The 24,261-nt window shown below is 71.1% G+C and carries 23 protein-coding genes; 11 read left to right on the top strand and 12 right to left on the bottom strand.

From position 1 onward, the window contains the following. Positions 1 to 184: 184 nt before the first annotated feature. Together ACIBVQ_RS17470 and ACIBVQ_RS17465 are read right to left on the bottom strand one after the other, a co-directional pair. Entirely contained in the window at positions 185 to 1,768 is a 1,584-nt protein-coding gene (locus ACIBVQ_RS17470) for a hypothetical protein (RefSeq protein WP_386186760.1), read from the bottom strand. 70 nt (positions 1,769 to 1,838) lie between these two features. Continuing rightward, positions 1,839 to 2,849, bottom strand: a complete 1,011-nt coding sequence (locus tag ACIBVQ_RS17465) for a LacI family DNA-binding transcriptional regulator (RefSeq protein ID WP_352010625.1) — start codon at positions 2,847 to 2,849, stop codon at positions 1,839 to 1,841. Positions 2,850 to 3,016: 167 nt separating this feature from the next. Between ACIBVQ_RS17465 and ACIBVQ_RS17460 the strand changes: the two genes are divergently transcribed. Genes ACIBVQ_RS17460 through ACIBVQ_RS17440 form a run of 5 tightly spaced genes read left to right on the top strand, consistent with a single transcriptional unit; the run spans position 3,017 to position 9,576 of the window. Further along, positions 3,017 to 4,306: an ABC transporter substrate-binding protein gene (locus ACIBVQ_RS17460; protein WP_352010624.1), complete on the top strand. Its 1,290-nt coding sequence runs from the start codon at positions 3,017 to 3,019 to the stop codon at positions 4,304 to 4,306. Further along, on the top strand, positions 4,306 to 5,154 hold the full coding sequence (locus ACIBVQ_RS17455; protein WP_352010623.1) for a sugar ABC transporter permease: 849 nt from the start codon (positions 4,306 to 4,308) through the stop codon (positions 5,152 to 5,154). The genes ACIBVQ_RS17460 and ACIBVQ_RS17455 overlap by 1 nt, the downstream gene beginning before the upstream one ends. Further along, positions 5,151 to 5,969 (top strand): carbohydrate ABC transporter permease, encoded by an 819-nt coding sequence (locus ACIBVQ_RS17450; RefSeq protein WP_352010622.1) that lies wholly within the window; start codon positions 5,151 to 5,153, stop codon positions 5,967 to 5,969. Before ACIBVQ_RS17455 ends, ACIBVQ_RS17450 begins: the two co-directional genes overlap by 4 nt. Then, on the top strand, positions 5,966 to 6,955 hold the full coding sequence (locus ACIBVQ_RS17445) for a serine hydrolase domain-containing protein (RefSeq protein WP_362909068.1): 990 nt from the start codon (positions 5,966 to 5,968) through the stop codon (positions 6,953 to 6,955). Before ACIBVQ_RS17450 ends, ACIBVQ_RS17445 begins: the two co-directional genes overlap by 4 nt. A gap of 14 nt (positions 6,956 to 6,969) precedes the next feature. Next, a complete protein-coding gene (locus ACIBVQ_RS17440) occupies positions 6,970 to 9,576 on the top strand; it encodes a family 78 glycoside hydrolase catalytic domain (RefSeq protein ID WP_399178487.1) in 2,607 nt (868 codons plus the stop codon). 67 nt (positions 9,577 to 9,643) lie between these two features. On the opposite strand, the gene ACIBVQ_RS17435 is transcribed toward ACIBVQ_RS17440, so the two are convergent. Then, entirely contained in the window at positions 9,644 to 10,855 is a 1,212-nt protein-coding gene (locus tag ACIBVQ_RS17435; protein ID WP_399178485.1) for a CynX/NimT family MFS transporter, read from the bottom strand. Positions 10,856 to 10,957: 102 nt separating this feature from the next. Here ACIBVQ_RS17435 and ACIBVQ_RS17430 point away from each other — a divergent pair, with 102 nt between their 5' ends. Continuing rightward, positions 10,958 to 11,794 carry a helix-turn-helix transcriptional regulator gene (locus tag ACIBVQ_RS17430; protein WP_352010618.1) on the top strand — a complete coding sequence of 279 codons (837 nt, stop codon included), beginning with the start codon at positions 10,958 to 10,960 and terminating at the stop codon, positions 11,792 to 11,794. An 87-nt stretch (positions 11,795 to 11,881) separates the two neighbouring features. Here the strand turns inward: ACIBVQ_RS17430 and ACIBVQ_RS17425 are convergent, their stop codons facing one another. Continuing rightward, on the bottom strand, positions 11,882 to 12,295 hold the full coding sequence (locus ACIBVQ_RS17425; RefSeq protein ID WP_399178483.1) for a VOC family protein: 414 nt from the start codon (positions 12,293 to 12,295) through the stop codon (positions 11,882 to 11,884). Positions 12,296 to 12,374: 79 nt separating this feature from the next. Between ACIBVQ_RS17425 and ACIBVQ_RS17420 the strand changes: the two genes are divergently transcribed. Then, complete coding sequence (locus ACIBVQ_RS17420) at positions 12,375 to 12,953, top strand: TetR/AcrR family transcriptional regulator (protein WP_399178481.1); 579 nt, start codon at positions 12,375 to 12,377, stop codon at positions 12,951 to 12,953. A 52-nt stretch (positions 12,954 to 13,005) separates the two neighbouring features. On the opposite strand, the gene ACIBVQ_RS17415 is transcribed toward ACIBVQ_RS17420, so the two are convergent. From ACIBVQ_RS17415 to pabB, 6 genes are all read right to left on the bottom strand, one after another. Further along, positions 13,006 to 13,797, bottom strand: a complete 792-nt coding sequence (locus tag ACIBVQ_RS17415; RefSeq protein WP_399178604.1) for a DNA polymerase beta superfamily protein — start codon at positions 13,795 to 13,797, stop codon at positions 13,006 to 13,008. 11 nt (positions 13,798 to 13,808) lie between these two features. Beyond that, positions 13,809 to 14,222, bottom strand: coding sequence for a hypothetical protein (locus ACIBVQ_RS17410; RefSeq protein WP_362909077.1), 414 nt, complete (start codon positions 14,220 to 14,222; stop codon positions 13,809 to 13,811). A gap of 94 nt (positions 14,223 to 14,316) precedes the next feature. Further along, positions 14,317 to 14,619 (bottom strand): hypothetical protein, encoded by a 303-nt coding sequence (locus tag ACIBVQ_RS17405; RefSeq protein WP_386186772.1) that lies wholly within the window; start codon positions 14,617 to 14,619, stop codon positions 14,317 to 14,319. 203 nt (positions 14,620 to 14,822) lie between these two features. Next, positions 14,823 to 15,086 carry a hypothetical protein gene (locus tag ACIBVQ_RS17400; RefSeq protein ID WP_399178478.1) on the bottom strand — a complete coding sequence of 88 codons (264 nt, stop codon included), beginning with the start codon at positions 15,084 to 15,086 and terminating at the stop codon, positions 14,823 to 14,825. 136 nt (positions 15,087 to 15,222) lie between these two features. Further along, positions 15,223 to 15,474, bottom strand: a complete 252-nt coding sequence (locus ACIBVQ_RS17395) for a carbohydrate-binding protein (RefSeq protein WP_352010611.1) — start codon at positions 15,472 to 15,474, stop codon at positions 15,223 to 15,225. Between the two features lie 141 nt (positions 15,475 to 15,615). After that, positions 15,616 to 17,763: an aminodeoxychorismate synthase component I gene (gene pabB / locus ACIBVQ_RS17390; RefSeq protein WP_399178602.1), complete on the bottom strand. Its 2,148-nt coding sequence runs from the start codon at positions 17,761 to 17,763 to the stop codon at positions 15,616 to 15,618. A gap of 181 nt (positions 17,764 to 17,944) precedes the next feature. Here pabB and ACIBVQ_RS17385 point away from each other — a divergent pair, with 181 nt between their 5' ends. The 3 genes from ACIBVQ_RS17385 (at position 17,945) to ACIBVQ_RS17375 (ending at position 20,968) form a co-directional block, all read left to right on the top strand. Next, the gene (locus ACIBVQ_RS17385) at positions 17,945 to 18,514 is read left to right on the top strand and encodes a YceI family protein (protein ID WP_352010609.1); all 570 of its coding nucleotides are present in this window, start codon (positions 17,945 to 17,947) and stop codon (positions 18,512 to 18,514) included. Between the two features lie 321 nt (positions 18,515 to 18,835). Beyond that, positions 18,836 to 20,245 (top strand): APC family permease, encoded by a 1,410-nt coding sequence (locus ACIBVQ_RS17380; RefSeq protein WP_386186779.1) that lies wholly within the window; start codon positions 18,836 to 18,838, stop codon positions 20,243 to 20,245. Positions 20,246 to 20,329: 84 nt separating this feature from the next. Beyond that, positions 20,330 to 20,968: a GPP34 family phosphoprotein gene (locus ACIBVQ_RS17375; RefSeq protein ID WP_386186782.1), complete on the top strand. Its 639-nt coding sequence runs from the start codon at positions 20,330 to 20,332 to the stop codon at positions 20,966 to 20,968. A 102-nt stretch (positions 20,969 to 21,070) separates the two neighbouring features. On the opposite strand, the gene ACIBVQ_RS17370 is transcribed toward ACIBVQ_RS17375, so the two are convergent. Continuing rightward, entirely contained in the window at positions 21,071 to 22,018 is a 948-nt protein-coding gene (locus ACIBVQ_RS17370; RefSeq protein WP_399178475.1) for a serine hydrolase domain-containing protein, read from the bottom strand. A gap of 174 nt (positions 22,019 to 22,192) precedes the next feature. Here ACIBVQ_RS17370 and ACIBVQ_RS17365 point away from each other — a divergent pair, with 174 nt between their 5' ends. Next, positions 22,193 to 23,590 (top strand): MFS transporter, encoded by a 1,398-nt coding sequence (locus ACIBVQ_RS17365; RefSeq protein ID WP_399178473.1) that lies wholly within the window; start codon positions 22,193 to 22,195, stop codon positions 23,588 to 23,590. A 65-nt stretch (positions 23,591 to 23,655) separates the two neighbouring features. Here the strand turns inward: ACIBVQ_RS17365 and soxR are convergent, their stop codons facing one another. Continuing rightward, positions 23,656 to 24,147: a redox-sensitive transcriptional activator SoxR gene (gene soxR / locus ACIBVQ_RS17360; protein ID WP_352010603.1), complete on the bottom strand. Its 492-nt coding sequence runs from the start codon at positions 24,145 to 24,147 to the stop codon at positions 23,656 to 23,658. Between the last annotated feature and the right edge of the window lie 114 nt (positions 24,148 to 24,261).

The raw sequence follows: 24,261 nt of genomic DNA, 5'->3' as shown, positions 1-24,261 counted from the left end.
CGGTCACGTCCAGGACACGGGCGAGGACATGTGCGCGGACTCAGGTGGGGTCGCGGCGTGAGCCGTACGGCGTGCGCGTGCGTGGTGTCTGTCGGATCTGTTCGGGTACCGCCGTCACCGGCGGTGGGCGGACACCCGGCGCCGGCGGCGGTGCGCCGACGCACGGGCGTCCTGTCGTCCACGCTCACGCGCATCCCGGCGTGCCGGAGGCGCGCTGCTGGCGCATGGCGGTCACGTCGCCCGCGACGGCCGTCTGGGCCATCGGGCCGAGGTCGAGCACGACGTCGGTGAAGGCGAGCGACGCCTTGCGCATCACCTGCAGGTCGATCGCCTCGGGACCGAACTGCGGCGAGAACAGCGTCTTGGGCGCGGCGATGGGCGAGATGACGGGCAGCAGGTGCTGGTTGTACGGCGTGCCCTCGCCACCGAAGCTGCAGTGGCGCGGCACCGTGCCGAGGTCTGCCGCCGACAGGCCCTTGAGGATCGCGGTGCGCCTGACGTCCCAGTACTCGATGTGGCCCTTGACCAGCTCGCGCAGCGGCGTGCTCTCGCTGACGGGGACCAGCAGCAGTTCGGTGAGGTTGGGGCTGGCGACGAGCTGCTTGCCCGGCAGGCCGTTCGGCCTGGCGACCGCGTCGTAGCGCTTGGCGCCGAGGTGTTCGAGCACGACGACGGAGGAGACCTTGCCCTGGTCGTACTCGGCGTCGAGCTGGGCGGCGAGCTGGCCCGCGCCGCCCTCACGGACGTTGGGGCCGGTCAGGTGCTGGTAGAGGTGGCCGGTCACGAACGCGAACTGCACGGTGCGCGGGCGGCACTCCACCGGCAGCGACGACAGGTAGCGGGCCATCTCGATCATGGTGAGCGGGCCGTTGTCCCACACCGGGCTCATGCCGTCGGTGTGGCTCTCCACGACGATCTTCTGGGCGTTCCCGCCGGGAAGCGTCGCGAGCAGGGTGCGGGTCGGCGTCGGCGTCCAGGCGGCGTTCACGGTCAGCGCGGCCTGGACCGGCTGCCCGGCGGCCAGCGCGTCCTTGATCTGCTTGCCCTGGTCGGCGCCGACGTACGCGCCCGGCACGCCGTACGGCAGGCCCTCGTAGGGGGCGTACATGTCCTTGATCTGCGCGTGCGGGAGCTGGCTGATCTCGATCACGCCCAGCGCGCCCGCCGCCGCGGCGGCCTTGAGGTCGGCGTCGGCCGCGGCCGGGGCCTCCATCGACTCCGAGCCGAGCAGGTTGATCGTGAGGCCCGGGTCGTACATGGAGTAGCCGAGGGTGGGCGGATAGAACAGCAGGTTGGGCACGTTGGTCCACGGCAGGTCCCGGACCACGATCTTCCCGGCGGCGTTGGCCGCGGTGATGTTCGTCCCCGCCGCCAGGTGGACGAGCGGGGCCGAGACGCCGCCCGATCCGGTCGAGGAGGAGAACGGCACGGGGGCCGCGACCTGCACGGCCGTACCGCCGACGGTCAGGCCGGTGCCGAGGTTGTCCCAGCGGTCGATGGTGTAGGGCAGGGCGGAGAGCTGGATGCCGGGGATGGCCGACATCTCCTCCTCCAGCCAGTCGACGTAGTCGGCGTGCGCGGGCGATCCGGTCGGCCTGGCGCCGAACGTCGCCTGCTTGTCGGCCAGGGCGCTCAGGCGGGCCTCTGAGGCGAACGCCGCGGGGTCGACCCTGACCGGGCAGGTCACGGCGGACGTCTGGGCGATGGCCGGTTGCGCGGGCACGGCCACCAGTGGGAGGAGAAGGGCGAGGAGGGAGAGTCGTCTCACGTGGGGGGGTCCTTCCATTGAATCGTTTCAACACTTGATCCGCGACAGTCCCCCGACGTGCGGTCGGTTCTCAGGGGCGAGGCGGTCCTGTGGTTCCGCGGACGATCAGCGTGGGTGACACCGACGACGTCACCGATCGTGAGCGTCCCTCGATGCGTTCGACGAGCAGTTGCGCGGCGGTGGCCCCGATCACGTGCCCGTCCTGGTCGACACTGGTGAGTGAGATGCGCTTGAGAGAGGCGATGCCGATGTTGTCGTATCCGGCGACGGAGAGGTCCTCCGGCACCGACAGGCCCGCCTCGTCGGCGGCGCGTAACACGCCGAGCGCCGCGATGTCGGCCCCGGCGAAGATCGCGGTGGGCCGGTCGTCGCGCGCGAGTAACTCCCGCGCGCCCTCGAAGCCGCCCTCCTCGGTGAAGGAGGTGGCCAGCACGTCGTCGGCGAGTCCGTGGGCGCGCATCGCCTGGCGGTAGCCTTCGGCGCGCACCGTGTGCGGCAGTCCCTGGGCGTGGGCCCGCTCCAGGTGGGTGATGTGCGCGATCCGGGTGTGCCCGAGCCCGACCAGGTGGTCGACCACGAGCCCCGCCCCCATCACGTCGTCGTTGACGACCGCGTCGTAGGTCGTGGCCCCGCCGTGCCTGCCGACCACGACGACCGGGATGGCCGTCGCGATGGCGGCGAGTTCCGCGTCCGTCATGACCGGTGAGATCAGGATGAGCCCGCCCATGCTCCGGTCGATCATGGCGTCGGTCATCCTGGCCTGCGTCTTGGGCTCGATCCCGCCGGGCCCGAGCAGCACCTGGTACTCGGTGTCGCCCAGCCGGCCGGTGACGCCCTCGATGATGTCGGGGAAGAACGGGTTACGGGTGTCCGAGAGCATGACACCGAGGGTGTAGGTGCGCCCACGCAGGGCACGGGCCGCGGCGTGCGGGCGGTAACCCAGCTCGTCGATGGCCTGTGTCACCTTGGCCTGCATCTCCGCGCTCACGCCGTAGGCCCCGCGTACCACCTTGGACACGGCGGCCGTGGAAACCCCGGCCCGCCTGGCCACGTCGGCGATCGTCACCCGTCGGCTCGTCACGCGTCATCCTTCGCAGAGTTTTCGTAGAACGAACTACACACTTTTCTTGTGGAGGGAGGCTAGCCCGTCATTGATCCTCAGGTCTACCTCTTGACGGACGATTCTCTCGTGCCCTACCAATGGAGAACGTTCTACACGATACCTCCCAAACGAACAGGAGCACGGGCGTGAACGCACCATCCCGTATGCTCAGCGCGGCGATCGGCGCCGTCCTCGCCCTGTCCCTCTCCGGCTGCGGATCCTCCGCCCCGGAGGGGACCGGTCAGGTGAAGCTGACCCTCTGGCACAACAGCGCGGACCCGGCGCCCCTGCTGGAGATGTACAAGAAGTTCGAGAAGCAGTCCGGCCACAAGATCGAGCTCGTGTCGATCCCGTCCGACGGCTTCGAGGACACCACCCAGACCAAGTGGGCCACCGGCGAGCGCCCGGACATCCTGGAGTACCACGCGACGGCGAGCGGCCTGCTCGCCCTCAACCCGGCCGAGAACCTGCGCGACCTGACAGGCGAGGCGTACATCGCCAGGTCCGGTGACCTCTACCAGAGCGCCGGAGCCGTCAACGGCAAGGTCTACGCCGCCATCACCGGCTTCCCCCAGGTCTTCGGCCTCTACTACAACAAGAAGGTCTTCACCTCGGCCGGGCTGACCCCGCCCACGAACTTCACCGAGCTCTCCGCCGCCTGCCCCAAGCTCAAGGCCGCCGGGGTCACCCCGGTCTTCGAGTCGGGCGGGTCCATCTGGCCGGTGCAGATCCTGCCCATCCTCTACCTGGCCAGCGCCAACCAGTCCAACGCGTACGGCAAGGCCATCTCCGGCCACACCAGCACCCTGGCCGACCCGGGCTCGCCCTTCGTCGCCGGCCTGACCGCCTACGCCAAGCTGCAGGCCGACGGCTGCTTCAACAAGGACATCGTCACCGCCAAGTTCGAGGACTCCATGAAGGCCCTCGTGACCGGCAAGGCCGCCATGGTCGCCCAGCACTCCGACATGCTCCCGGCCCTCCTCGCGGCCGCGGGCGGCGACCAGAAGACCGTCGACGAGTCCGTCGGCTTCGTCGGCCTGTCGAGCGAGAAGCCGCTCGCGACCTACGCGCCCGGCCCGATTGGCACGTTCTATCTGCCCAAGACCGGTGACGCGGCGCGGGAGAAGGCCTCGCTCGACTTCGTGCGCTTCATGACCGGCCCGGCCTACAACGAGTACATCACCGCGTCCAAGACCTTCCCCGTCTTCAAGGACGTGCCCAACCCGCAGGGCGTCTCGTCGGTGCTGCAGGACGTCAAGAAGGCCTACGACACCGGCGCGGTCATCGCCTTCAACTCCGACATCCCCGGCATGGGCGGCCTGGCGCAGCTCATGTCCGAGCTGATCGCCGGGCAGAAGGACCCGCAGAAGGCGGCGACCCAGCTGCAGGGCCAGGTCGAGCAGGCGGCCAAGGCGGCAGGGCTGCCCGGATGGTGATGCGGAACAGGGCGGCCTGGCTGCCGTGGGCACTGCCCGCGATCGTGCTGGTCACGGTCTTCTTCGTCGCCCCGTTCCTGCTCAACGTCCGGTTCGCGTTCTCCTCCTGGACGAGTTTCCGAGCCGAGATCACCTGGAACGGGCTGGAGAACGTCCGCACCCTGATCGAGCAGGACCTGCTGGCCAACGCGGTCACCGTGACCGTGCTGTACGCGATCATGTGCATGGCGATCCAGAACACGGTCAGCCTCTCGCTGGCCATGGCCCTCCAGCGGACCAGCGGGGTCAACACCGTCTTCCGTTCGGCCTTCTTCCTGCCGACGCTCATCTCGCCGCTGGCCGCCGGATACATCTGGCGCGGGCTGCTGGCCCCCGACGGGGCGATCAACTCCTTCCTCGGCATCGAGTGGGCGTGGCTTGGCGAACCGTCGACCGCGCTGGTGACGGTCGCGTTCATCGACGCGTGGAAGTGGAGCGGGCTGATCACCCTCGTCTACATCGCGGGCCTCAACTCCATCCCGAAGTCGCTGCTGGAGTCGGCGACCGTCGACGGGGCCGGGCCGTGGACCCGGTTCCGGCGGGTGGTGTTCCCGATGCTCGCCCCGGCGCTGACCTTCAACGTGGCGGTCACGCTGGTGGGCGCGCTCAGCGCCTACGACGTGATCGCCGCCACCACCGGTGGCGGGCCCGGCGACCACACCCGGGCCCTGAACGTGGTGATGCGCCAGCAGTGGGGGCAGGGCTTCTTCGGCTCCGCCAGCGCGCTGGGCTTCACCGTGACACTGCTGGTGATCGCCACCGCCGTGCCTCTTGTGTGGTGGCTGCGGCGTAGGGAGGTGACGGGATGAGGGCGGTCCTCAAGTACACGGCGCTGACGCTCTTCGCGATCCCGTGGGTGCTCGTACCCGTCTGGCTCGTGGTCGTCAACTCGTTCAAACCCGCGGGTGAGGCTGCGGAGCTGGGCCTCGGACTGCCCAGGACGTGGGCGGTCGCCGAGAACTACGGCATCGTGCTCGACCGGGGCGGCTACCTGACGGGGTTGTTCAACAGCCTCAAGGTGACCGTGCCGATCGTGGTGGCCGTGGTGCTCCTCGGCGCGGCGGCGGCGTGGGCGTTCGGACGCAGCCGGTCGCGGTGGCTGCAGGCGGCCTACTTCGTGATGGGGCTGTCCATCCTGCTGCCGCCGTCGATCATCCCGACCGTCTACCTGCTGCGCGCCCTGTCGCTGGACGGCGGCACGCTCGGCTACGTGCTGACCATGACCGGCTGCCGCCTGGGCGTCGTGATCTTCCTGGCGACCGGGTTCGTCCGCGCGTTCCCCCCCGACCTGGAGCACGCCGCCTCCATCGACGGCGCCTCCCGCCCGCAGGTCTTCTTCCGCATCCTGCTGCCCCTGCTGCGGCCGGTGCTGTTCGTCGGCGGCGTGATCCTGATCATCAACGTCTGGAACGACTTCTTCTTCGCCCTCTTCCTGCTCCAGGGCAGCGCGAACGCCACGCTGCCGCTGAGCCTGTTCCAGTTCGCCTCGGGCACCCTGCAGAGCCTGAACTGGAACCTCGTCTTCGCCCACGTCCTGCTCACCACGCTGCCCCTCGTGGCGGTGTACGTCGCCGCGCAGAAGCGCGTCCTGGCCGGCCTCACGGAAGGTTCCCTGAAAGGATGACCACTCACGACATCGCGCTCGACTGGGTCAGGCGCGAGATCAAGGAGGGGCGGCTGCCCTGTGCGGTGTTCGGCGCCGCCACCTCCGACGGGATCCAGGTGCTGGAGGCCTTCGGCGAGCACGACGGCCGGGCGACCCGGATCGAGGACCACTTCGCGCTGTTCTCGGTGACCAAGCCGCTGACGGGGCTGGTCGCCATGCGTCAGGTCGAACGCGGGCTGCTGTCACTGCGCCGCCCGCTGCGGGACGCGCTGCCGAACTTCGCGCGGCCCGACGTGACGCTCTGGCACCTGCTCACCCACACCGGCGGCATCGCCGAGCAGACGCTCACGCCCGACGACCTGCTGGAACACCTCGCCACCGCGCCGTCGATGTTCGAGGCGGGCACGCTCAGCCACTACTCCAACCTGGCCTTCGCCGGCATCGCGGAGATGGTCCGCGACGTCACCGGGCGCGACCTGGCCGACCTGATCGACTCCGATCTGAACACGCTGGTGCCGGGCGGCGGGCGCATCACGTTCGACCCGGCGTGCGACGCGGCCGAGGTCCACGGTGTCGAACTGCTCGGGCCCGGCTTCGACTTCGACAAGTTCGTACGGCTCCGCCATCCGGCGGGGGCGCTGTTCTCCCGCGCCGAGGACCTCCTGGCGCTGGGCGGGGCGCTGCTGCGCGGCGACCGCGGGCTGATCCACCCGACCACCCTGGCCGCCATGACGACCCCGCAGACGACGGGCCTGGTCAAGCTGCAGCCCGACCCGGTCAACGCCGGGCAGGACTGGGGCCTCACCTGGAACCTGCGCCACTCGGCTCCCGGGCTGCTCGAACGGCGACTGTACGGGCACGGTGGCGCCTCGGGGTGCCAGTGGTGGATGTACCCGGAGCAGGACGCGTGTTTCGTGCTGCTGATCAACGTGCTGGCGCCGCACCTGTCCGGTGTCGACATCGACGGCCTGCACAACGCCTTCACCACCGGGCTAGATGCGTGAACCGGGATTCGGGGGTGCTGGAGGTGCAGGTCTCAGGCGCGCAGACGCCGTTCATCCGTTCGGCCCCACCCCGGTCACCGGCGGGCCTGACGTGCGGCCTGGCGGATCCGGTCGGCGTGGACGAGCCGTCGCCCCGGCTGTCGTGGAACGCCCGGCTGTCCGGGGAGGCCACCGTGGTGGTGTCCTCGGACGGGCGCGAAGTGTGGCGGTCGTCCGTACCCGCCGGGTCGCACGACGTGGACGTGCCGGATGGGCGGCTGGAGCCGCTGACGCCGTACACGTGGAGTGTGGAGGGGCACGCGGCCGGCGCGTTCACCACGGGCCTGCGGGCGCGCGGCGCGTGGGACGCCCCCTGGCTGGCGGGTGACCCCCAGGCGGCGGTGAGCCTGCGCGGGTCGTTCACCTGGCGTCCCGCTCCCGGGCGCGCCTGGCTGGCCGTCACCGCGCTGGGCGTCTACCGGGCGCTGCTCAACGGGGTACGGCTGAGCGAGGAGGAACTGGCCCCCGGCTGGACCGACTACGCCCACCGGACGCGTTACCGGCTGCTGGAGCTCACTGAGCTGCTCGTGCCCGGGGAGAACGAGCTGGAGCTGTGGCTCGCCCCCGGCTGGTACGCGGGCCACGTCGCCGGCGGAGGCCCGCGCCGCTACGGCGACCGGCCCGCCGCCAGCGCCCAGGTGCTCGTGCGCGACGACGACGGGGTCCGCCGCGTGCTCGCCACCGACGTGGCCTGGACCCGGCGGGATCTCGGCCGCCCGCGCGCCGACCTGGTGATGGGCGAGACCGTCCAGGCCCCCTCCCAGCGGACCGCCGAACCCGCCGAGACGACGGCCGTCCCGGAGATCCTGGTCGAGGCCGACCCCGCTCCCCCGGTGCGGGTGATCGGCACGGTGCCGGCCGTCTCCGTGACCGAGCCCGCGCCGGGCGTCCAGGTGGCCGACTTCGGGCGCAACGTCGTCGGACGGGTACGGCTGCGCGTCGACGCGCCGGGCCCGGTACGGATCGTGGTGCGGCACGGGGAGGAGCTGACCGCGACCGGGCGGCTCTACACCGACAACCTGCGCACCGCGGACCAGCGTGACGAGTTCGTCCTCGGCCCCGGCTCGCACGTCGTTGAGCCCGCGTTCACCCTGCACGGGTTCCGCTACGCGGAGGTCACCGGCTGGCCGGGCGCGCTGACGCCGGACGACCTGGAGGCGGTGCTGCTGTCCTCCGCGCTCGCCGTCACCGGCTCGCTGACCGTGAGCGACCCCGCCGTACGGCAGCTCGTCGCCAACATCGGCGCGTCGGCGGACGGCAACCTGGTGAGCGTGCCGACCGACTGCCCGCAGCGTGACGAGCGGACCGGCTGGACGGCCGACATCTCGGTGTTCGGCTCGACGCTCAGCTTCCTGCGGCACACGCAGGCGTTCCTGTCCGGCTGGGTGACGACGCTGATCGACGGGCAGCGGGCCGACGGCGCGATCCCGCACGTCGCGCCGGTCCTGCCCGAGTACGGATACGACTCCCCCGTGTGGTCCGACGCGCTGGTCGAGGTGCCGTGGCTGCTGTGGCGGCGCTACGGCGACGACCGCACGCTGCGCCGCGCGTACGACCCGATGCGGCGGTGGGCCGACTACTGCCTGGCCCAGGCCGAGGACGGCATCAGGCCGGGCAGGGCCCTGGGCGACTGGCTGGCCCCCGGCACGGTCGAGACGCCCAAGAGCCTCATCTCCACCGCCGCCCTCGCCCGCAGCCTCCGCCTGGTCGCGAACGTGGCCGACGTGCTCGGCGAGCCGCACGCACCGGAGTACGGCGAGGCGTTCACCCGCGTGTCAGGTGCCTTCCAGCGGGCCTTCCTCAGCGGGCCGAGGCTGCACACCGAGACGCAGACCGGCTACGCCGTCGCCCTCGCCTGGGACCTGGTCCCGCCCGAGGACAGGACCGCGGCGGCGCAGGCGCTGGCCGACCTGGTCCGCGCCGACGGGCACCGGCTCATGACGGGCTTCGTCGGCACCGCCCTGCTGCTGCCCGTGCTGTCGGAGACCGGCCACCACGACCTGGCGGGCCGGATCTTCAACCAGGAGGGCTACCCGTCCTGGCGCTACCAGCTCCGCGCCGGGGCGACGACCATGTGGGAGCGCTGGGACGCCTGGCACCACCGGCACGGCCTGCAGACCCCGGCCATGAACTCCTTCAACCACTACGCCTACGGCTGCGTGGGCGACTGGTTGTTCCGGCACGTGGCGGGTCTGGGCGACGACCCGCGCGGGACAGGTGGCGGCTTCGGCGAGCTGCTGCTGCGCCCCGGCCCCGTCCCGCTGCTGCGCCAGGCGCACGCCCGCTACGAGAGCGCGTCGGGGACCGTCGAGTCGGGCTGGCGGGCCGGGCCCGACGGGGTCCAGTTCACCTTCTCCGTCCCGGAGGGCGTGACCGCCCGCGCGGTGCTGCCCGTGCGGGGCGCGTGGGACGGGATGACCGTCAACGGCACCTTCCTCATGGGCCTCAACGAACAGCTGCCGACCACCAGGCTGGCCGACGGGGGCTGCGCCCTGAACCTGCCGCCGGGCCGCTGGTCGTTCACGGCTCCCGCCGCGGCCACGGCCCACCTCCTCCAGGAGTGGGACGACCTGGCCCGGTGAACCTCCGCGCGGACGTCTCTCCGGTTCACCGGCTGGAGGGACGTCCTTCGGCGGTACGGTTCCGGCGCTACCGGGGCGCCGGAACGCGGTCGGGAACCTCGCCCGTGGCCGGGCGCACCGTACCCCCGCCCGCCGCCAGCGCGACGATCGTCTGGCCCGCCGCGGCGGCGCACATCACCACGATCGGCACCCGCCACCCGGCGCTCACCGTGTGCAGCAGCCCGAAGACCACCGGCCCCGCCGCGGCCAGCAGGTAACCGATCGACTGCGCCATCGCCGACAACGCCCCCGCCACGTTCGCGTCCTGGGCGCGCAGGCCGATGAAGGCCAGCGCGAGCACGAGGCAGGCTCCGCCGCCCAGCCCCAGGACGACGCTCCACAGCGGCGCCGCCCCCGGCGCCACGAGAAGCCCGAGGTAGCCGAGGAACATGACCGCCGAGCAGATCGCCGCCAGCACGCGTTGGTCACCCGCCCGGCGCATCACACCGGGTACCGCCAGGCTGGTCAGCACCGCGACCGCCTGGAACAGGAACAGCAGCCATCCCGCGGTGGCCGCGCTCGTGCCGTTGTCCTGAAGGAACCGGGGCAGCCACGTCACGACGACGTAGAAACCCAGCGACTGCAGCCCCATGAACGCCGTGACCGCCCACGCCAGCCCGGAGCCCCACGGCAACCGGTGCCCTCGAACGGCCTGTACGGCACGCCGTGGAGCCCGCATCTGCGGAAGCCACAGCAGGACGGCCACCAGCGCGAACAGGACCCAGCAGCCCAGCGCGGTGTACCAGCCGCCGGGAGCGACCTCGCTGATCGGCACCGCCACCCCGGACGCGACCGCGGCGACGCCGCCCATCACCGTGGCGTAGGCGCTGGTCAGCATCCCCACCCTGGTCGGGAAGTCGCGCTTTATGAGACTCGGCAGCAGCACGTTGCCCACGGCGATGCCCGCCCCGATCAGTACGGTTCCCGTGAACAGGCCGGCCGCCACCGGCACCCACCGCAGTGCGATCCCCAGCGTCAGCACCATGAGCGCGCCCCCGAGGAGCCGCTCGGCCCCCCACCGCGCGGCCAGCCAGGGCACCAGCGGGGACAGCGCCGCGAACGTCAGCAGCGGCAGCGTGTTCAGCAGGCCCGCCACGGCCGGGACCAACCCCAGATCGGCCTGCACCTGATCCAGCAACGGCCCGACACCGGTCAGACTCGCCCGCAGGTTCGCCGCCACCACGAGCAGCCCCCACACCAGCAACGCCTGACCGGAACGTCGTGTCGACACATTCTCCATGCGCACCACGATCACGCCACACGGTGTCCGGCGGCCAGACCGAACCCAGGCTGGCCCCAGGAGGGCCACCCTCCTGGGCGCACGACCGGATACCTTTTCGGAGTGGGAACGCCACTGGGGGATTTCATCCGGGCCAGACGCGACAGCATTCAGCCGGAGTCCTGCGGGCTGCCGGACCGTGACCGCCGCCGGTCACCCGGTCTGCGGCGGCAGGACCTCGCCGCGCGGGCCGGCGTCAGCGTCGAGTATCTGACCCGTATCGAGCAGGGCCGCGACCGCAACCCGTCTCCGGCGGTCGTCAACGCCCTCGCCGACGCGCTCCGTCTCAGCCCCTCCGAACGCAACCACCTGCGCTACCTCGCGAAGATCACCGGCGAGGGGTGCTCGGTCCACATCCGGCCCGTGCCGCCGTCCCGGCACGTGCGGCCGTCCGTCCTGCGGACGCTGAGTCTCCTCGAACCCGGTGTCGCCATCGTGACCAACCGGCTGGGTGACGTCCTCGCCCACACCAGCGGCTACCGGTCGATCACCGAGGGAACCGGCCTGCTCGACGCCGCCCGTCCGAACCTCAACCGCTACCTGTTCACCGACCCCCGCGCCCGGACGTTCTTCGTCGACTGGGACGACGTCGCGGACGAGCAGGCCTTCGACCTGTGGCAGGCGCCGTCCCTTGAGAACCTGGAGTGGCTCACCGCCGAACTCACCCCCGTCGCCGGGCCTGACCTCACCCGCCGCCTGAGGCGTCACGCGGTGCCGCGACGTGGTGTTCTCCGGCTCGACCACCCGGAAGGACACCGGCTTCGCCTGCTTCGCGAGACGTTCGAACTGCCCGCCGAGGCGCAGCAGCTCGTCGTCTTCCTCCCCGCCGACGACCGGACGGCCGAGGCCGTCGACCATCTCCGGCGCCGCTCCCACGGCCGTCTCCGGTCCATCTCCTGAGGGGTCTCAGGGAGACGCGCAGGCCGGGCTTCGACCGGGCCGGGCAGACCTCTCAAGCCGGGCCGTGGCGCCGGCCGCGGACACAGATCACTCCCTGAACTGCTCGGCGTACTCGGCGGAGGGCTCGATCGGTGTGATCACGTCGATCAGCACCCCGTTGGGGTCGGCGACGATGAAGTGCCGCTGCCCGAAGTCCTCGCTGCGCAGCTCCAGTTCGGGCCGCAGGCCGTGCCGTACGACCAGCCGCTCCCACTCCGCGTCGACGTCCTCCACCTCGAAGTTGAGCAGCAGTCCCCGCACCGGCGCCCGGTAGGCCTCGGGCAGCGACGGGTGCCGGTGGTCGAGCAGAGCCAGCTCGTACGGCTGCGCGCCGGGACGCCGCAGGCTCACGTACCAGTCCGCCTCGAAGGTCGGTTCGAAACCGAACAACTCGACGTAGAAGTCCCGGCTCTCGGCCAGGCGCTCGGTGCAGACGACCGGATAGAAGCTGGTCAGGATCATGGCGAACCCCTTTCACATACCGTTGGTATGCGAAAGCTAGTTGGCGTACCATCGGTATGTCAAAAGCGCGAGGAGGGACATGGGCAGAGCAGAGCAACGCGAGCAGACCAGGCGCGCACTGCTGCGGGAGAGCAGGCGGCTGTTCGCGGCCGAGGGGTACGGAGCCGTGGGCCTGACCCAGATCGTCGACGCCGCCGGCGTCACCAAGGGTGCCCTCTATCACCACTTCGACGGCAAGGCGGCGCTGTTTCGCGCCGTCCTCGCCCAGGTGCAGGAGGAGGTCGGCCGGCACGTGGCCGCGACCGCCGACGCCGAGCCGGACCCCTGGGACCGGCTCGTCGCCGGATGCCACGCCTTCCTCACCGCGAGCACCGGCCCGGACGTCCGGCGGATCATGCTGATCGACGGCCCCGCCGTACTCGGCTGGAGGGAGTGGCGCGCCCTCGACGAGGCCGCCTCGGCGCGTCATCTCGCCGACGCGCTGACCCTGCTGATGGAGACCGGTGTCATCCCCGAGCGACCGGTCGCCCCCCTGACCCACCTGCTCTCCGGCGCCATGAACGAGGCCGCCCTGTGGCTCGCCGACTCGGCCGGCCCCGGCGACCTCGCCGAGACCGGAGCCGCCCTCACCCGCATGCTGGAGTCCCTGCGCTCCTGACCGTCATCTGAGGACGACCGTGACCCCAGCCCCCAAAGAAAGGATCAGGCTCTCAGGGCCGCTGGTCTCCTTCCGCGGACCAGGTGCGGGTGTAGGCGTCGATCAGCCATCGGTCGGCGTGGTCCCCGTCGGGGGTCTCGGGCAGCGGCGAGGTGGACAGCAGCTTTTCGAGGCGCGCTTCGAGGTCGGCGGCGACGGCGAGGGTCTCCTCCCTGGTGTACTCGCCTTTCCTGATGCCGATGATCAGGGACCGCCACGGTTCGGGCATGGGGAGGGTGATCGTGCCGTTTTCCATGAGCTCGACCCCCTGCGCGCCGAGGCGGACCATGTGCCCCGCGAACTTCGTGTCATATCCGTGCAGGGCGATCAGCTCGGGCCGGTTGGTGCGTTTCCCGTTGGGGTGCCCCACCATGCGGTCCCGCTGGGACCGGAGATAGCCGAGGAAGCGGTGGCCCGCCTGGCGGGACAGGATGAAACCGGGCCCCTCCGCGAGAAGGTCACGGCCGAGGTCGGTGATGGAGACGATCTCGGACTCGGGCACGAAGAGCCCCAGCAGGACCGTGGGGTTGCCGTCCAGGGCCAGCCGCATCCACTTGCGGAGACTGTAGACGGTCAGATCGAGATCACCGTGGCCGGAGCGGACGCCTTCGGGCTGGGTGCGATAGACGTACTGGTCGAACCTGCGCAGCCCCACGACGTAGGCGGCGGGCTCGACGCAGATGCCCATCTCGTCGCGGTCGTCGGTGCCCGCGATGGCCGTGCCGTGCAGCCCGGACCCGACCTGGAAGCGGAAGATCGTGTGCCTGTCGGCGATCTCCTGAAACTCGGGGCCGCCGTGCTTCATCCACCCGGCCATCAGTAGTTCCCCTCGGCGACCTGGAGCACGGTCAGGCCCAGCGAGCGCCACATGGCGGTGACGGAGGCCCGGTCGTCGATGACCCCGGCGACGGGACGGTGGGCGAAGCGCCTGGTGTAGATCTCGCGCTTCACGACCGTGTCGGGCCGGTCGTCGTGGTCACCACGCATCCACACCTCGGTGTCGCCGAGGCTGGTGACGTGGGTGGCGAGCCACATCTCGGTCTGGCGGCGGCACTGCTCCTTGCGTCCCGAGACGAACGCGACGGGGTGTCCGGCGAGGAGAAGGGCCTGGACGACGGCGACGACGGGAGGGTTGGGAGTGTCCTCCCCCACCCGGTGCCAGTCGTACGGGCGCCGGTCTCCGCGCAGAGCGAGAGTGCCGTCGATGTCCACGATCCACACGGGACTCACCGGACATCGCACCTTTCAACCCCGAAGACCGGCATTTCGCTCACTCTTCTTCCTCTGTGGAGGGAACGGAGGAAAGAGGCTAACAGTGAGATCGCTATTTCCTCTTCGGATTTCCCCTTGAGAGCGACACCCCGAGGCTGACGACTCCGGCCAGGAGGGGGAAGACGGCCGTGGCGCCCCAGCGCCACTCCCCCGCCCAGATCCAGGCGAGCAGCATCGCCACCGCCATGGCGAACAGGGCGAGCGCCAGCCACATGGCGGGGCCGGAAGGCGTCACCTCGGCCTGGGTCCTGACACTCCACTGGCTCGGTGGCAGACCGGCGTCGCGAAGCGCCTGGACGACGGCGCCGTACTGGTCATCGGTCACGTCGGTGACCGTGATCCGCAGAGTGGTCACTGCTGTTTCCTCGCTTCCGGTCCGGAGAGGTCCATTTGACCCTCTCCGGACCGGGACCACCACCGGCGTGCCCGCTCGTTCCGCCCCCACGGGGAGGCGGCGCGCAGGGCCGCGTGCGGGGCGCCGACCGGTTGGGTTCACGGGCGCGGGAAAGGAAGCCGTCCCCGTTCAGGGGAAAGGCGTCTGAAACTCCGTGCCGACGGTCAGGCCCGTGGGAGGGATTCCTGGGCGAAGGCGATGACGATGTATCTGCCGTTGGCGTAGCTGGTCACGGGGCGCTGGAGCAGCTCTCCCGCCCTGCGGGCCACCGACTGGAACAGTTCGACCATCTCCGGGGTGTCGGCGGACACCCGGAAGCTCCCGTCGGTGGTGAGGTGGTGGACGACGAGGGGGACGAAGCCCGCCTCCGCCCGGACTCTCTCCTCCTGGTCGAGAGGGGTGCGCCGTGTGCTGGGGGAAAGGGTCATCGCTGTGCTCCTCGCGGTCGCCGGCCCTCCAGCATGCCACCGCGCACGACCGGCACGAACTCCATGCCTCGGGACGAGAAGACCACCGAACCGCGTCCGGCCGGCGGGGGAACCGGGGGCGGCCGGACGCGGGCCGTTACTGCACGAGCTGCCACAGGCCCGGGGTGTTGGGCGGCGCCCAGCTCAGGTTGCACGTGTGGCTCGCCAGGCAGCGGTAGATGTGGCCTTCGTAGTAGTACAGGTCGCCCACGTTGCAGGAACGTCCGACCTGCCAGGCCTGGATCCCCACCGCGTGGTGGGCGACCTCGGCCGTCGCGGGCTGCGCGCCGTACGGGATGGCGCCCAGCGCGGCGGCGGTGAGAAGGGCGGCGATGACACTGCGCTTCATGGTGCCTCCTTCAGGGGGTTCCTCCCACAATGTCCGTACTCGGCGGGAACCGATAGCCAACGTTTTTCCATGCCCCGCCGCTATACCTCCGGCCGGACCGTGCCCTGATCCGCCCTCCCCGTTCTCCGGGAGGCCCGGTCGTCAGTGTGGTCGTACGGCCTGGAGCGGGCGCAGGGGGGCACGGGCCTTCAGCAGCATCTCCTCGTACTCGGCGGCCGGGTCCGAGTCCAGCACGACGGCCCCTCCCGCGCCCACGGTGAGGTGGCCGTCGCCGATCACCGCGGTGCGGATCACGATGTTGAGGTCGCTCGCGCCGCTGAGCGCGAAGTAGCCGAGCGTCCCGGAGTAGATCCCCCTCGGGGCGCCTTCGAGCCTGTCGATGATCTCCATGGTCCTGATCTTCGGCGCGCCCGTCATCGAGCCGCCGGGGAAGCAGTGCCGGGTGGCGGTCAGCGCGTCCACGTCCGCGCGCAGCCTGCCCCGTACGGTGGAGACCAGCTGGTGCACAGTCGTGTACGACTCGACCGCCATGAAGTTCGGCACCTCGACCGTACCGACCTCGCAGATCCGCCCCAGGTCGTTGCGGAGCAGGTCCACGATCATCAGGTTCTCCGCGCGGGTCTTGGGGTCCCCCGCCAGGCCGTCGCGGACGAGACGGTCGAGGACGGGGTCGGGGTTGCGCGGGGCCGTACCCTTGATCGGTTTCGACTCCACGGTGCGGTCACGGGTGACCCGCAGGAAGCGTTCCGGTGAGGAGCACGCGACCCGGTGCCGGTCCCACCGCAGGAAGGCCGCGTACGGCGCGGCGTTGAGCAGGCGCTGGCGCGTGTAGAAGTCCAGCGGGTCCCCGGTGTACGGCAGCCGCGCCGTGGTGGTCAGGCAGATCTCGTAGCTCTCCCCCGCCCGCAGCAGGCGGTGGCATTCGGCGATGTCGGCCAGGTAGCCGTCGCGGGAGCGGGCCAGCCATGGTTCGACGTCGAACTCCTCCTGGGCGGCGGGTCGGGCGGCGGGTTCCCCGGGGGCTCCCCCGGCGGGCAGGTCCGCGGCGACCAGGTCGGCCCAGCGGTCGGCCTCCCGCGCGTCCTCGGGGCCGGGCCCGGCCAGGGCGACCACGTAGGTGCGGCCCGCCAGGTGGTCGATCGCGACGAAACGGGTGGCCGAGATCCACACGGCGTCCGGCAGGCCGGAGCGGTGGGCGGCGGCTCCGGACGACCCGAACGACTCGGCCTTCATCTCGTAGCCCAGGTAGCCGACGTATCCGCCGTCGAGGTCGAAGGGCAGGCCGGGGTCGTCGCCGAGCGCGCGTTCGGCCAGCCGCCTGGCGAGGACGTCGTAGACGGAGCCGGGCAGGGAGGACGTCGTGCCGTCGGCGGCCGTCGAGGTGACCTTCCCGTCGCCGACCCGGTAGCGCAGCGTCTCGCCGTGGCGGCCGCCTCCGTCGCCGACGAAGGAGAACCTGGACAGACCGGGTTCGACCCGGCTGCTGTCGAGCCAGAAGGCCGAGGGGCTCTCGGCGAACCAGCGGCGGAAGGTCCGCTCGGCGTCGGCCTCGAAGGCGGCGGTGCGCACCCTGAGCCGCCATCCACCGCCCGGCCCGCGCTCCCCCGGTGCCACCGGGCCGTGCTCCACCAGGGGATCGCGGTCCCGTGAGGGCACGGCCTCAGGTTCGTGCTCCCGTGAGGGTACGGCGCCGCCCCGGGTGAGGGTGATCCGCTCGCGGGCGAGGATGGCGAAGTTCTCCACCAGGCGGGCGCCGTACCGGGTGCCGACGGACTCGGGGTGGAACTGCACCCCCCACCAGGGGCGTGTACGGTGCCGCAGCGCCATCGTCACCCCGTCCCCGGTCCAGGCGGTCGTGACGAGGTCGGGCACCCCGCCGGGTTCGACGCACAGCGAGTGGTAGCGCACCGCGGCGAAGTCCTGCGGGATCCCGGTGAACAGGTCCGTCCCCAGGTGCCTGACCCGGTCGACGTAGCCGTGACGCGGCTCCGGGGCGGGCACGACCTCGCCACCGGCCAGCCAGCCGAGGGCCTGGTGGCCGAGGCAGACGCCGAGCACGGGCAGCCGGGTCGTGCGCAGCAGGTCGGCGGCCAGTCCGAGATCGCGTGGCTCCTGCGGTCTTCCCGGGCCGGGTGAGACCACGATCGCGTCGTAGCCCGCCTGGCCGGCCTCCCGCAGCGCGGCCGAGTCGTTGCGGACCACGACCGGCATCCGCCCGTAGACCTGGGCCATGAGCTGCGCCAGATTGAAGGTGTACGAGTCGTAGTTGTCGATGAGCAGCACCCGCACGACGCCTCCAGGGTCAACGGCCTGCCGCCGGGAACGGAACGCCGCCTGGAGCTCGTCGGCCCGTGAGACGATTCGGCGCGGCCGTTTGTCCCTTTCGTCCCCGCACGGCGCCGCCAAGTCTACGGTCACCCCGGAGGCTCCCCCGGACGGCGGAGACCGCGACCGGAGTTAGCCTGAGGGGGTGGACATCGTCACCGGCACCTACCCGCTGGGCCCGGGCAACGGTCCGCTGCTGGTGCGCACGACCCGCACCGGGCTGGGCGCCAAGGCCGGGCACGACCTGACGCTTGAGGCGGCCCGCTGGCACGGCGAGGCGGTCGTGGACGCCGAGGACCCGGCCCGTTCCTCGGTGTCCGTCGAGGTGGACGCGACCTCGTTCCAGGTGCGCGAGGGGGTCGGCGGGGTCAGGCCCCTGAGCGACGCCGACCGGCGGGACATCCTGCGCAACATCGGGGAGAAGGTCCTGGGCACGGCCCGGCATCCGGTGATCGCGTTCCGGTCCTCCCTGGTCGCGGGCGCCCCGGAGGCGTTCCGCGTCGAGGGCGACCTCACCCTCGCCGGAGTCACCCGGCCCGTCACGATCGACGCCCTGCTGGCGGACGGGCGCGTGCGCGGCTCCGTCACGCTCACACAGAGCCGGTGGGGCATCAAGCCCTACTCCGCCCTGTTCGGCGCGCTGCGCCTGAGCGACGAGGTCGGCGTCTGGTTCGACCTGGTTCTCGCGCCGGACGTCCCTTCGCGGGACGCCTGACGGATCCCGCCCCTCACAGGGCTCTTGACACCCCGCCCGCTCGCCCCGAACCTCTCACGGGGCGCCTCACACCGCGCCCGTCCGGCTCCTCACCCCGTGAGCCGCCTCTCCTGCGGGGTGCTTGACCCGGCGTGCCATCAGACTTCCCAGGCCGCCAGATAACCCCTGTTTTTGGGGAAAATATGACGATATATGGTACGCGCTTGCGGCATTCCGTGCACTGCGGAAGGATCACCGGACACGCTCCGCCACCGTCCGTCATCACCCCCCGGGCGGGCGGACGCGCCCGCACATTGACAGATGACGCCACAGGAGGCTGTCGTGCAGCCGCAGGAGAGCATCGAGCGGTTCGGATACCGGCAGGAGCTGCGCCGTGGGATCGGCCTGGTCGACCTGGTGTTCTACGGCCTGATCTTCATGGTTCCCATAGCCCCGTTCGCGATCTTCGGTTCGGTCTACTTCACCTCGGGCGGCATGCCGGTCCTGACCTACCTGGTGGGAATGATCGCGCTGCTGTTCACCGCGGCCTCCTACGCGCAGATGGTCAAGGCGTTCCCGCTGTCCGGTTCGGTCTACAACTACGCGGGCCGTGGCATCTCCGCGCCGGTCGGCTTCATGACCGGATGGGCGATCCTGCTCGACTACGTGCTCGCCCCGTGCCTGCTGTACCTCGTCGCCTCGATCGCGATGCACTCGACCGTGCCGCAGATCCCGGTGTGGCTGTGGCTGCTCTTCTTCGTGGCCGTCAACACCGTGATCAACCTGCGGGGCATCCGGATGACGATGAACCTCACCAAGGTGATGATCATCGCCGAGCTGGCCGTACTGGCGCTGTTCCTGGTGATCGGCTTCTGGGCCCTGCTTGAGGGCAGGGGCAGGGACTTCAGCCTCTCCCCGCTGTTCAACCCGGAGACCTTCTCCTGGCCGGTCGTGTTCGGCGCGGTGTCCATCGCCGTCCTGTCCTTCCTCGGCTTCGACGGGATCAGCATGCTGGTCGAGGAGTCGACCGGCGGATCCGCCCAGGTCGGCAGGGCCATGCGGCTGGCCCTGATCCTGGCGGGCGTGCTGTTCGTCGCCCAGGTCTGGGTCGCCGCCCTGCTGGTGCCCGACCCCGAGGGGCTGCTGAAGCAGGCCTCGGACACCGCCTTCTACGACGCCGCGGCCGTCGCGGGCGGCGAGACGCTCTCCCACATCGCCGCGACCGCGACCGCGATCTCCTGGGGGCTGGCCAACACCCTGGTCGCCCAGGTCGCCGTCTCCCGCCTGCTCTACGCGATGGCGCGGGACAGGCAGCTGCCGTCCTTCCTGGCCAAGGTCTCAGTGCGGCACTCGGTGCCGACCAACGCCATCCTGCTCGTCGCCGGGCTCTCCGTCGCGCTCGGGCTGTTCATGTCCGCCAGGGAGGACGGCGTCAGCCTGCTCGGCAGCCTGATCAACATGGGCGCGCTGGTCGCCTTCGTCGTGCTGCACGTCTCGGTCATCGTGCACTACGTGGTCCGCATGCGCTCGGCCGCCTTCTGGTCGCATCTCGTCGTGCCGTTGGTCGGGATGGCGATCCTGATCTTCGTCGTGATCAACGCCAACGTCATGGCCCAGACGGTCGGCCTGCTCTGGCTCGCCCTGGGCGCCCTGGTCCTGGCCGCCCTGTACGCCATGGGCCGCAGGCCGTCCCTGCCCGACCTGCCGGGTTCCCACGAGGCAGGGGAGAGCAAGGCCGTACACGGCCGGTAGGGGCCCCGCCCTGTCCCGGACCGGCCGCTGCTAAGGACGACCTCGGCGAAGGCGAAAGACGACCGTAGCGAAGGACGACCACGCATGAACGGGCTGCCGCTCCCCCAGGAGCTGTACCTCATCGCCCACGACCAGTCGGGCAGACCCCTGGTCCATCCCTCGTCGATGGCCATCGGGCTGGCCGGGGCCGCGCTGCTCGAACTGGTCGTCGGCGAACGTGTCACCGTCTCCGGCGGCAGGGGCGCCCTGGCCGACGACACCCCTCTCGGTGACGCGGTCGTGGACGGCCTGCTGTCCCTGGTACGGCGGGACCGCTCGGGCGGGGACGTCAGGTCCTGGATCAGGCAGGCCGCCGGGGAGGTCTGCCGGCACACCCAGGCGAGCCTGGTCACCGCGGGCGCCCTCGCCCAGGTGACCAGGCGCCGCATGGGCCTGCTCTCGCAGACCCGCCACGAGATCACCGACATGGCGTGGGTGGTGCGGGCCTGCTCCGGGGTGCGCGCCGCGGCGGAGGGCAGGGAGCCGCCCGACGCGCGTTGCGCCGCGCTGTGCGGCCTGGTCGGCGTGCTGGAGGTGGACGCGGCGCTCTATCTCGGCCAGCCGTCGAACCAGCTCGTCGTCCGCCTGCGCGCCATCGCCGCCGAGCACTCCCCCATGATCAGGGAGGTCATCGGCATCGTCGAGACCCTCATCCGCGATGCCGCCGTCGCCATCTACCGCTGACCCCCAGGAGACCCGGTGCCGTTCACCGTACGGGACCGGCGGGCGCGGGCCCGGCCCAGAGCCGTTCCCGCCGGCCGTGCGAAGGTGTGGCCTGAGCACGGTTCATCCGCCGGGAAGCAGGGCGGGCAGCACCACCTCCTCGATGACGAAGACCGGGGTCTCCTGGGCGTCGGGCAGGTTGTACCGGCCCGAGGTCACCACGACGACGAGCCCGAGGTCGGGCCGTACGTACAGCCGCTGCCCCCCGTTGCCGACCCCCGCGACCCAGCCGGGCCCGAGAAACCACTGGTAGCCGTAGTCGAGCCCCTCCCCGATCGCCACGTACGGCGTGAGCATGCGGGAGATCCACGGGGAGTCCGACTCCAGGACGTGCCGGCCGATCCCGGCCAGGTCCCTGGGGGTCAGCCTGAGCCCGGAGGCCGCCGCCGCGACGCCGTCGCCGCCCCTGGCCCACTCGAAGGCCGTGATGCCGAGCGGTTCGAACAGCGCCGTACGCGCGAACTCCTCAAGCGGCACGCCGGTTCCCCTGGCGATGAGGCCGCCGAGGAGGGTGGAGGCGCCGCCGCAGTACCGCCAGGTCGTGCCCGGCTCCTCGACGGACGGCCGTTCCAGGACGTACCGGTAACGGTCGGGCGCCGTCTCCATCGCGATCTCGCTGTTGGCCGGGCTGGTGTAGGGGACGCTCTCGTCCCACTCCAGGCCCAGCGTCATCGTCAGCGCGTGTCCCACCGTCAGTCCGGTACGGCCCGCTAGATCAGGATATTCTGGGAAACACGCGTACAGCGGTTCGGCGGGGTCGGGGACATGGCCTCCCTCCAGGGCCATGCCGTACAGCAGGCCGACGACGCTCTTGGTGACCGACCTGAGGTCGTGGAGCGTGTCCGGCCCGAACGTGACGGTGCCGAGGGGGGCGTTCCAGGCGACGTCCGGCCCCTCCCCGTAGTATTCGAAGATCAGGTCCCGCCCGCGTGTCACGACGACGCCGTGCAGATCCGGCGCCCTGCCCTCACGCACGATCTCGGCCAGCGCGGCTTCCATGTCCATCGGCATGCCTCCCCTTGTACGGCCTGACACGGTGTCAGGGTCCAGCGGCCGGTGGCCGTCAGGGAAGGGCCCGTCGTGAGGGCGGCCTGAGCGCGGACCTCGGAAAACCCCCTTGACCTCAACGTTTGTTGACGTCCCACGCTTAAGAAATCCCGAAATTTCCCGTTGAACAGGAGAGATATGCGAAAAAAACAAATCCTCGTCCTTGTGGCCGTCCTGCTGTCCACCGTCTCCCTGCCGATCACCCTGACCGGCGCCTCCGTCGCCCTGCCGGACATCGCCGCGGACCTGGGCGCGCGGCTCGCCCCCGTCCAGTGGGTGGTGAACGGCTACAACGCCACCTTCGCCAGTTTCATGCTGGTCTCCGGTTCGCTGGCCGACCTGGTCGGCAGACGCCGTGTCTACGCGGCCGGGGTCGCGGTTTTCGCCGTCACCGGCCTGCTGAGCACCCTCGCCACCGACATCGTGCTGCTCGACGTGGTCCGCGCCGTCGCGGGAGCGGGCGCGGCCGCCGCGGGGGCGAGCGGGGGCGCGCTGCTCGCCACCTCCTTCGAGGGGCGGGCCAGGACCCGTGTCTTCGGCCTGTTCGGCACCGCGCTCGGGGTCGGCCTCGCCTTCGGTCCCACCGTCGCCGGAGCCCTGATCGGCGCGTTCGGCTGGCGCATGGTGTTCGGCCTGCCCGCCGCGGTGGCGCTCGCCGTACTCTGCGTGGTGCCCCTGCTGCCCGAGTCCCGGGACCCGGCGCCCCGCCGCGTCGACACCGGCGGGGCCGTCACGTTCACCCTGTTCCTGCTCCTGCTGATCACCGGCTTCGTCGAGGGGCCCGACCTCGGGTGGACCTCGCCGCTGCCGCTGGCGGCCTTCGCCGCCTCCCTGGTGTGCCTCGCGGTGTTCGCCGGGATCGAACGGCGCAGGCCGGACCCGATGTTCGACTTCGGGCTGTTCACCGGCCCGCGTTTCCTGGCCTTCTCCACGGCGGCGGCGACGATCGTCTGCGTGCTCGTGCCGCTGCTGGTCTACCTGCCGGCCTACTTCACCGAGGTGCTGGAGATGAGCCCGCAGCGGGCGGGCGCCACGTTGATCATGCTCACCGCCCCGACGCTCGTCCTGCCCTCGCTGATCGGGCCGGTCACCAGATGGGTGTCACCGGCGGCCGTCGTCGTGCTGTCGCTGGTCCTGGTCGGCGCCGGGGCCGCCTGGCTGGCCCTGGCCGGGCCGGAGGCCGGGACACCCGGTCTCGCGGGACCGCTGCTGACGATCGGGCTCGGCGTCGGCGCCTCGATCGGGCTGATCGACGGGGTGGCGATCGGCAGCGCCCCCGCCGACCGGGCGGGCACCGCCGCGGGCATGCTCAACACCGCGCGGCTGGGCAGCGAGACCATCGCCATCGCGGTGTGCGGTGCCGTACTGGCCGCGACCACCGGAGGACGGCTGGCCGGGCCCGGCTTCACCGAGGGGCTGCGGCTGACGCTCTGGGCGATGGCGGGCCTCACGCTGCTTTCCGTGCTGCTGTGCGCGTTCCTGCTGCGCGGTGGCTCCGCCGTACGGCAGGCGGCGGAGAAAGGCGTCTCCGTGTGATTTCCGGAAGGCCGCGAATTACCCCCAAAACCTCCATGAAATTATGGCCGGGAAAGGGCGGCCGTTCACCGGCAGCACGCCGTATTCGCCTCCGCCCGTTTGGCCTCTCCCACCCCTTCCAGCAGGCGCCGCGGGCCGGAGCCCAGCCTGCCGAGCGTGTCGTCCGGGTTGGCCATCGGGCAGCGGTCGATCGACAGGCATCCACAGCCGACGCAGTCGGTGAAGTCGTCACGCAGCTTCTGGAGCTCGCGGATCCGGGCGTCGAGCTGGTCACGCCACCGCGTGGACATGCGCTCCCAGTCCTGCCGTGTGGGAGGACGCGCGCTCGGCAGGTCCTCCAGGGCGGTGCCGATCTCGGCCAGCGGTATCCCCACCCGCTGCGCGACGCGGATCAACGCCACCCGCCGCAGCGTGTCACGCCGGTAGCGCCGCTGGTTGCCCTCCGTGCGGCGGCTCGTTATGAGCCCCTGCCGTTCGTAGAAATGCAGAGCGGATATCGCGACACCGCTGCGCGTGGAGAGTTCCCCGACACTGAGTTCAGCCGGAAGGTCACCCATCCTCCCCCCTCCCAGGCATCAATAAATATTGAGGTTCTCGCGCGAATATTACTCCAGCCGACGGCCGGGTTTTCCGGGGAGAAAGAACGACCCCCGTGGGCGCCGAGGAGGCTG

Origin of the sequence: Streptosporangium sp. NPDC049376 (genome assembly GCF_044466505.1) — a bacterium.
Taxonomy (GTDB): domain Bacteria; phylum Actinomycetota; class Actinomycetes; order Streptosporangiales; family Streptosporangiaceae; genus Streptosporangium.
Note: the sequence above shows the minus strand (reverse complement) of the source record. Positions and strands in the feature narration are given on the sequence as shown.